This is a genomic window from Streptomyces sp. NPDC059477 (assembly GCF_042749375.1).
GTDB lineage: Bacteria > Actinomycetota > Actinomycetes > Streptomycetales > Streptomycetaceae > Streptomyces.
Window position 1 is genome coordinate 44,781 of record NZ_JBHYUG010000047.1, and the last position, 7,510, is coordinate 52,290.

Annotated in this window: 5 protein-coding genes; 4 read left to right on the forward strand and 1 reads right to left on the reverse strand. The window is 68.0% G+C overall.

The window, feature by feature from the left end:
- Window positions 1-708: 708 nt before the first annotated feature.
- Window positions 709-3,426, forward strand: a complete 2,718-nt coding sequence (locus ACFXAZ_RS23170; protein ID WP_384594363.1) for a tetratricopeptide repeat protein — start codon at window positions 709-711, stop codon at window positions 3,424-3,426.
- 30 nt (window positions 3,427-3,456) lie between these two features.
- On the opposite strand, the gene ACFXAZ_RS23175 is transcribed toward ACFXAZ_RS23170, so the two are convergent.
- Window positions 3,457-4,350: a serine/threonine protein kinase gene (locus tag ACFXAZ_RS23175; RefSeq protein WP_384594366.1), complete on the reverse strand. Its 894-nt coding sequence runs from the start codon at window positions 4,348-4,350 to the stop codon at window positions 3,457-3,459.
- Window positions 4,351-4,492: 142 nt separating this feature from the next.
- Between ACFXAZ_RS23175 and ACFXAZ_RS23180 the strand changes: the two genes are divergently transcribed.
- From ACFXAZ_RS23180 to ACFXAZ_RS23190, 3 genes are all read left to right on the forward strand, one after another.
- Window positions 4,493-5,989 carry a PD-(D/E)XK nuclease family protein gene (locus ACFXAZ_RS23180; protein WP_384594370.1) on the forward strand — a complete coding sequence of 499 codons (1,497 nt, stop codon included), beginning with the start codon at window positions 4,493-4,495 and terminating at the stop codon, window positions 5,987-5,989.
- Complete coding sequence (locus ACFXAZ_RS23185; RefSeq protein ID WP_384594373.1) at window positions 5,986-7,059, forward strand: hypothetical protein; 1,074 nt, start codon at window positions 5,986-5,988, stop codon at window positions 7,057-7,059. The genes ACFXAZ_RS23180 and ACFXAZ_RS23185 overlap by 4 nt, the downstream gene beginning before the upstream one ends.
- The coding region (locus tag ACFXAZ_RS23190; protein ID WP_384594376.1) for a hypothetical protein at window positions 7,052-7,510 on the forward strand (459 nt) is incomplete at its 3' end. The genes ACFXAZ_RS23185 and ACFXAZ_RS23190, both read left to right, overlap by 8 nt.

Below are 7,510 nucleotides of genomic sequence, written 5' to 3' on the forward strand. Positions count from 1 at the left end.
GGTGTCTGTGTGTGTGTGTCCGAGGTCCGCGGCGTCTCATCTTAGCCGCCCGGGCGGGGCTGCCTCCGCGCGCCCCCCCCCGCGCGCCCCCCCGCGCGGGGGGGGGGGCCCGGTGTCCGCCCCCCCCCCCCCCCTGCCGGTGTCCTGTTCTTCTGTTTCTTGCGATTCTTCCGTTTCTTCTGCTGCTTCTTCTGCATCCGGTGAGCGCGGCAGGCCGGTCGGTCGCATCTGCCGCGCCCCTGTGGCCTGCTGCCCCGGTCTCACTCCTCGTCGGTGAAGAGTGCCCCCCGGCAGACTCGTTGGGCTGTGGGCCGGACCGGCTTCCAGGCCCTGCCGACGCCCAGGGCCGAGGTCGGGACAGGCGTCGGCCTGGGGGCAGGGCGGGGCCTGCGACGGCGGGGAGGCACGGTTGCCTTGATGCGTCGGCCCGGGGTGAAGCGGCCGGCCTGGCGTCGACTGTGCTTTTGCTGTGCATTCATGGACTTCTCCTGTTCGAGTGTTTGCTTGACCAGTAATCAGGCCCGCGCCGATACGCGGTCCTGGGAATCGCCGCAATGTTCGGGGCGGCGTGATCACAGCCTTGCAGATCGGTCCGGCAAGTCCAAGTTCCAGACGTTAGCCGAACGTTAATCGCTCCGCGGTGGCTCGTGGCATGCTTTCTCTCGTCCGCAGATCGAAGTATCTGCCGTACGAGAGAGGGATGAGAAAGTGGAATACCGTGTACTGGGCCCGGTCCTGGCCCTGCGCGACGGGGAACCGGTCGCGTTCAAGTCGGCGAAAGCCCTTGAACTGCTCGCTGTTCTGCTACTGGCGCCGAGGCACCGTGCTTCACACGCCTCCGTCATGCAGTGCCTGTGGCCGGGCGAGGATTCGAACCCCAATCGAATTCGACAGTTATCCCATCAGCTGCGGCGGTTGGTTCCCGAGGCTGTAGTCGAGCGGAATGAGCCCGGATTCTGTCAGATCCACGCTGACCCGAGGAACGTCGACTACATTCGATTCCAGGATCTGCGGCGGGCGGCGGACGCCGCGCCAAACTCCTTGGAACAGATCAAGGCGCTTCGGTCCGCACTCGGTGAGTGGCGGGGAACGCCCCTAGAGGACTTGCCGGGCCCCGGATTCGAACACCAGAGACACAGACTCGACGCCGAGTTCCGGGACGCCACGGCTGCATGCGTCCGCGCAGAGCTGGAATTCGGCGAGTCGTGGGACGCTCTCGACCGGGTCGACTCAGCGCTGACCGAGTGGCCCGACAACGAGGCATTGCTGCGGCTCAAAATGACCGCCTTGCGCGCGCTAGGCAGGGAGGACGAGATCGAACCGCTGATCGTCCACTGGGGGCGGCGGTTCGACCGACAGACGTACCATCTGCTCCTGGCGGACGACACAGGGCAGCTGGGCCGAGGGACGACGGATGCGCAGGTCGGATCGGCCTCCTTCGCGTCGCGACAACTTCCCATGTCGCCTGTGGGAGCGGTGGGCCGACAACCTCAGCTTGAGCAGTTGACGCTGACCGTCCTGGGGCGGATGCCCCACCGCACCCGCATCGCCGCCCTCTCGGGCATGGCGGGCGCGGGGAAGACCTTCCTGGCCGTGAAGGCGGCGACCGTGCTCCAGCCGGAGTTCCCGGACGGCGTTCTCTACGTGGACCTCCGTGGCTTCTCGTCGAGCGAGCCCGAGCGGCAGGGCGCTGTCCTGGCCAGGTTTCTGAACGACCTCGGGGTACGCCCGAAGACCCCGACCATGGACGGCATGGTGTCCGCCTACCGGTCCGCGCTCGCGGATCGCGCGGTGCTGCTGATCCTGGACAACGCACGCGACGAGGAACACGTCCACCAGTTGCTTCCCGGTCCCGGAGCGAGTGCGGCGATTGTCACCAGCCGGCGGCAACTGCACGGTCTCTCCATCAAGGCAGGGGCCGACCTGATCGATCTCGCTCCCCTGGACCGGCAGGATGCGGCCGAGTTGCTCCGCACACAGCTGGGCGAGACCCGGATGCGTACAGCCGTTCCCTTCGTCGACGACCTGGTCACCTACTGCGCCGGTGTTCCCCTGGCGTTGCGCATCATGGCGGCACGGATCGAGCAACGACCTCCGCAGGCGATCGGAGGGCTCGTCCGCGATCTACGGGCGGAAAGCACCCGGTTGAGGTCCTTGGACCTGCGCTCTGAGAGTCTGAGCATGCGCTTGCTACTGGACGCTTCCCACAAGCTGCTGTCCGCACCGGCGGCACGACTGTTCTGGCGGTTGGCGGTTCACCCAGGTCCGACGGCCAGTTGGGCTGCCGTACGGGCATTTGATCCGGCGGACTCCGCCGTCATCAGCGACGCGCTCGACGACTTGGTGCGGATGAGCCTGGTGACCGAACCTATGGACGAACGCTACGCACTTCACGATCTGATCCGTGTCTATGCCACGGAACGGGCCGATCAGCAGGATGCCGAGGAGCGGGCGCGGTTGGTCGAGCGAATCCTGTCCTTCCTGCTCCACAACGCCTGGGCCTGCGACCGCAGACTGGATGCCGGACGCCGGCTTCCGATCCCCGACCCGACCGGCGTCCAGGTCGTCGCTCCGTCCACTGTCGGCGAGGCGATGTCGTGGTTCGACACCGAGTACTCCACGCTGACCGCCGCCCTCGGACTGGCCGAAGAGCGTGGCCTGGACCGCTACACCTGGCTGCTGTCCATGACTCTCGTGACGTTCCAGTGGCGCTCCGACCGGCATCTGGACGCGCTCAGGTATCTGACCGGCGCTCTGGCAGCGGTCCGACGGGAGGGCGGGCCCGCCGACATCGCGATGGTCCACCGCATGCTCGCCGGCACCCACCGTGGCCTCGGGGACACCGCCCAGGCAACCAGGGAACTCCGGGCCGCGGTAAGGCTGAGCGAAGACGGAGGGGACCTCCCTGGCCTCGCCATGGGCCGCTATGTCCTCGGCGTTCTCCTGCGCGAGAGCGGTTTTCCCGCCGAGGCGCTGGAGTACTTCACCGCTTCCCGCTCCGCGTTCGAGGAACTGGGAGATGTCCTCAATGAAGGGCTGACGCTGGGCGGCACCGGAAATGCCCACTACGACCTGGGGCGATACGACGAAGCCATGGAGTACTGCTTGCGTTCCCTGGCTGTACTGGAGGGCCATGGTGACGTCAATGGACAGGCGTATGCGCTCTTCAACCTCGGCCGGATCAGGATGGGCCAGGCGGAACACGAAGCGGCCATCGGCGACTTCCAGCGCGCTCTCGATCTGTACCGGTCGCTCTCCTACGGGAGCAGGCAGGCCAGAACACTGGTCTTGTTGTCGGACGCATGCCGGTACGCGGGTCGGGCGCCGGAGGCTGCGAGCGCTCTGGAACAGGCACGCTCCGAACTGGCAGGACTGGGTGAAAGGGATCTCGACGCCGCTGTCGAGCGGTTGAGGCGGCTGCCATGAACCCGGGCGGCGGACCGTTCACCCCGGGAGTCACCACATCAGCGATCCGCAACGCCATGGATGTGTCGGATCGGGGCGCGTGGCTTTCGGAGAGGGCGGGGTGCCGGGCTCGGGCAGCATGGGCCCCAGTGCGCGCAGTACTTCGGCGACACCGTTCGGTCGTTGATCCGGGTTCATGGCGACCATGGCGAGTCCGAGGGCGCGCAGCGGCTCGGGCATATTCTCCGGAGCACCTTCGGGGAAGGGTTGGGCCGTGGCTTCGAAGGGGTACTCCAGATCGCTGTACGGCAACTCAGGGCCAACCATCTTGAAGAGCAAAGCGCCAAGAGCGAAGACATCAGCCTGCGCAGTGACCCATGAATTTTCGATCATCTGTTCAGGGGCGGCGAATCTCGGAGTACCGCGTGGGTCGTCCTCAACGTATCCGGGTGCGATCGCAATACCGACATCCAACAGCCGCACATAGCCATCGGGTTGCAGCATTGCGTTCTTCGGAGTGACGTCTCGGTGCACGTATCCCCTGCTATGCACGGCACCGAGAATCGCGCACAGTTGTCCCACGACTGCAATGGCCGCATCTTTCGGAACCGGATGGTGATCGCCGATCCAGCTGTCGAGGTTTACCCCATCGATCAGCTCCATGACGAGGAATTTGCGGCCATTTTTCCCGTAGGAGCCGCTGTCATACACCGCAGGAATCCCTGGAATATCCAGCAAGCTCATAAGCCGGTCGTGCTCGTCTGTGATGAAACGGCCAAAGAAGGTGTAGTCGGCCGTCGACTCGACAACACGAGGGAATTGAAGTTTGACCGCGACCTTCCGCTGTTCCACCTGGTCCCAGGCAACGAAAGTCTCCCCCTCCGAGCCCTTGCCCAGCCTTCGCACCAGCCGGTAACGGTCGTTGAGGATAGGGCCAGGAAGCATCCGATTGCTCCATACGCACAGAGGAATTCCCGGTCGGTTCGACAAAGAACCCCGGCAACAGACAAGCGAGGACATTATGTCAGGAAGTTGGCCACCCGATGGACTGATCGGGGAATCGGGCGCCGTCCATATCCGTCTGGGCATGTTCGGCCCGGAGCGGTACCGGTGCCCCGCGTCCGACGTATTCAAGGCCCGGGGCCTGTGGCTGCGAGATCGAGCCGCATCGAAGCCGGAGGCACTGGAGTCGTTCACCAACTCACCCTTCATGGCCGCGGCCGACCGGCTTGAGCGGCCCGAGGACGCCCCATACGGATACCGGAAACGTCCGCTGCACGACGGGCTGCGGCAGTGGACCGAGCACGCGCTGCGGATGTACCACAAGGCGTGCCCGCCGGATCCGGGCCTTCGCCCCGCGCAGAGCCCATGGGTCTACCGCTACTCCCCGCCGGTCACGGACGACCGGGGCACCGCCTCGCGCTACCGCATATCTGCCTGGGGCCGTTGCTTCGAGTCGGCCGACGGCCGCCGCCGTGAACTGCGCCTGCCGGCCACCCGCCTGCGCGAACGCGGCGAAGCCGAGCGCGCGGTGGCCGCCCTGGTCGCGGCGGAGGGTGACAGCGACCCCCGGGTCGAGGAGGTGAAGGTCCTCCAGTTCGCCCTGTCCGACGGTCGGTCGGCCACGGTTTTCGAGGGAACCCGGGCACAGGCGGTGGAGTTGTACCGGGCTCATGGGGCACCCGCCGTCCGCGCGCTGCTCAACAGCCAGGAGTATCGGCCCGGCAGCGCCTGCGTGTCCTGCGTCGCGGCGCCGGTGTGCCCGGCGCTGCCGAGGGCCGAGGGGCTGCTGGGGATCGCCGATCGCACCCGCCCGCGCCGGAGCTGGTCCGCCACGACCGGCCGGGGGCACCGGAGCTGCCCGGCACGCGGCTACCTGCGTGGGCTGCGGCTCCCGGTCGAGGACACGCTGGAGCGAAACGCCGCAGCCGAGCGAGGAAGGGCCGTCCATCAGTTCCTGGCGGAGCGTCACGGTCGCCAGGACGCCGCACCGTGCACTGCCGAGATTCCCGAGGAGTGGGTGCCCGAGGGGTATCGGCTCCCCGACGCGGAGCTACTGCTGGGCGCGGAGCTGCTACGCCATCACGCCGAGGTGTGCCCGTTACGCAGGGCCGAACCGCGCTCCGAGATCCGGATCGAACCCCGGCTCGTGTTCGATGACACCCCGTCCGACCTGGTCGTCGTCGCGGATCCCGACCTGCTGTACCGGGATGCCGGGGGCTGGGTCTGGCGGGAGACGAAGACGTCCGGCAGCGTTCGCGGACGCCGTGATGTGCTGGCCGCGTATCCCCAGCTGGCCCTGGCGGTCAAGATCATCGGCTCGGGGCTGCTGCCCGGACCCCGGGCGGGAGGGCGGGTCGAGCTGGAGCTGCTGCGCCCTGGCGGGGTGGACCTGCGCACGCTCGATCCCTTCGCGCCGCACACCCGGACGGCCGCCGAGAAGGTGCTGAAGGAGCAGGTGTCGGGCTGGCACTCGGAGTTGTCGTTCGAGGCGGTGCCGGGTCCGGAGTGCACCAGTTGCGAGGTGGCCAAGTGGTGCACGGCCAGGCCCGCGCAGAGCGACACGGCAGAGGTGGGCCTGTGATCGGGAACGAGCGGCCGGGAGTGGAACTGCTCGCGGCCCTGTCCCGTGGCTTGATCGGTCTGGCCCAGGTGACGCAGGCGGCGACGTTTCGGCTGCCCTATCCTCCGGGACTCCAGTTGGCCCTGGACCGGCTCGTACTGGCGGGGCTCACCCAGAACCGGCCGGTGCCCGGCGGTATTTCCGAGCTGCTGTCATGGTGTCGGGAGAGGAGCCCGGCTGCCTGGTGGCCCCTGAAGCTGCCGAACGGCTTCCCGTCCGGCGACGCCCGGCTCGTCCACGGTGACGCGAAGGAGGTCACCCGGACCTGTGCCGAACTGGCCTCCTGGGGACCGGACGGCGTAGTTGAGCAGGAGGCCGTGGCACTGCTGGCCGAACTCGCCGAGAACTGCGGCACCGTGGAACGGTTCGCGGCCTGCCGCGACTTCCTGATCAGCCGGCCGGTCATCCTCCAGTACAACCCGATCGACTTCCTCAGCCCGGCCGTGGCCCATACCTGGAAGTTGGTCCAGGGACTCTACGGCCCTGTCCCCGATCGCTTCCGGATCGACCGGACGGTGTATCGCTGCTCCGGATGCTCTCTTCTCGCCAAACCCGTTGCCGCGGAGACGTCTTGGTGCGAAGGCGGCTGTCCACCGGGCGAACACGTACTCGAATCCACACCGCGGCCGGAACAGTCCCGTCTCCTGCCTCTGGCGCTCCGCCTCTTCCTGGCCCTGCCAGGCCGTACCGAACGCGCCGTCCGCTCCGCGTTGCCCCAGCGGGCTCGCCTGCTACCGCAAGGGCTGGGCCTGCACGAATGTGCCGGTCCCGGCGGAGAGGCGCGCATCTTCCAGGTTCAGGCCCGGGAACAGCCCCTACCGGCCGCCCTGCGTGCTGCCGAGACCGCGGCCGGACTGCCCGGCCCCCTGTACGTCGTCGCGCCGCAAGCTCTGGTGGCCGGCCCGGGGTACCGCGAGGAGTTCGAGGCCGCGGTGCCGGACGGGTCCCGGGTGCGGCTGCTGTCCGCCGACGAGTTCACAGCGCCACGGCGGACCGCCGGAACCGCGTACGAGAGGAACGACGATGCGTAGTACCGATCTTTCGCTGGCAGAGGTCACCTGTGAGCTGTCGCGCAGCGCCCCGGACCTGAAGAATCCCAGACTCGTCTCCCTGTGCGAGATCGAGATCGGGCTGCTGCTCCAGGAGAGGTTCGCCGCCGACGCACCGGCCGAGGACGCCTGGGTGCTGTTCAGTGGATATCCCTTCGCACGTGCCTGGGGCGCGGTGGACGAGACCGGGGAGCAGACCCTGCGCACGGCGCGATACACGCTGTGGACATGGAGCCGCCGCCGTGCGTGGGCCGATGCCCTCAAGGAGTACCAGCGGCTCGACCGCCAGCTCCGTGCCTACGACGTCGCCGACCTGGAACGCCCCGCCGTGCGGCGCCCCCCCCGGTGGGGGGCGGCCCGCCGCGGGCGGGCGGTGGCGCACCAGGGGGGGGGGGGGCCCGGGCGGGGGGGGGGGTCGGCCGGCTTGGCACAC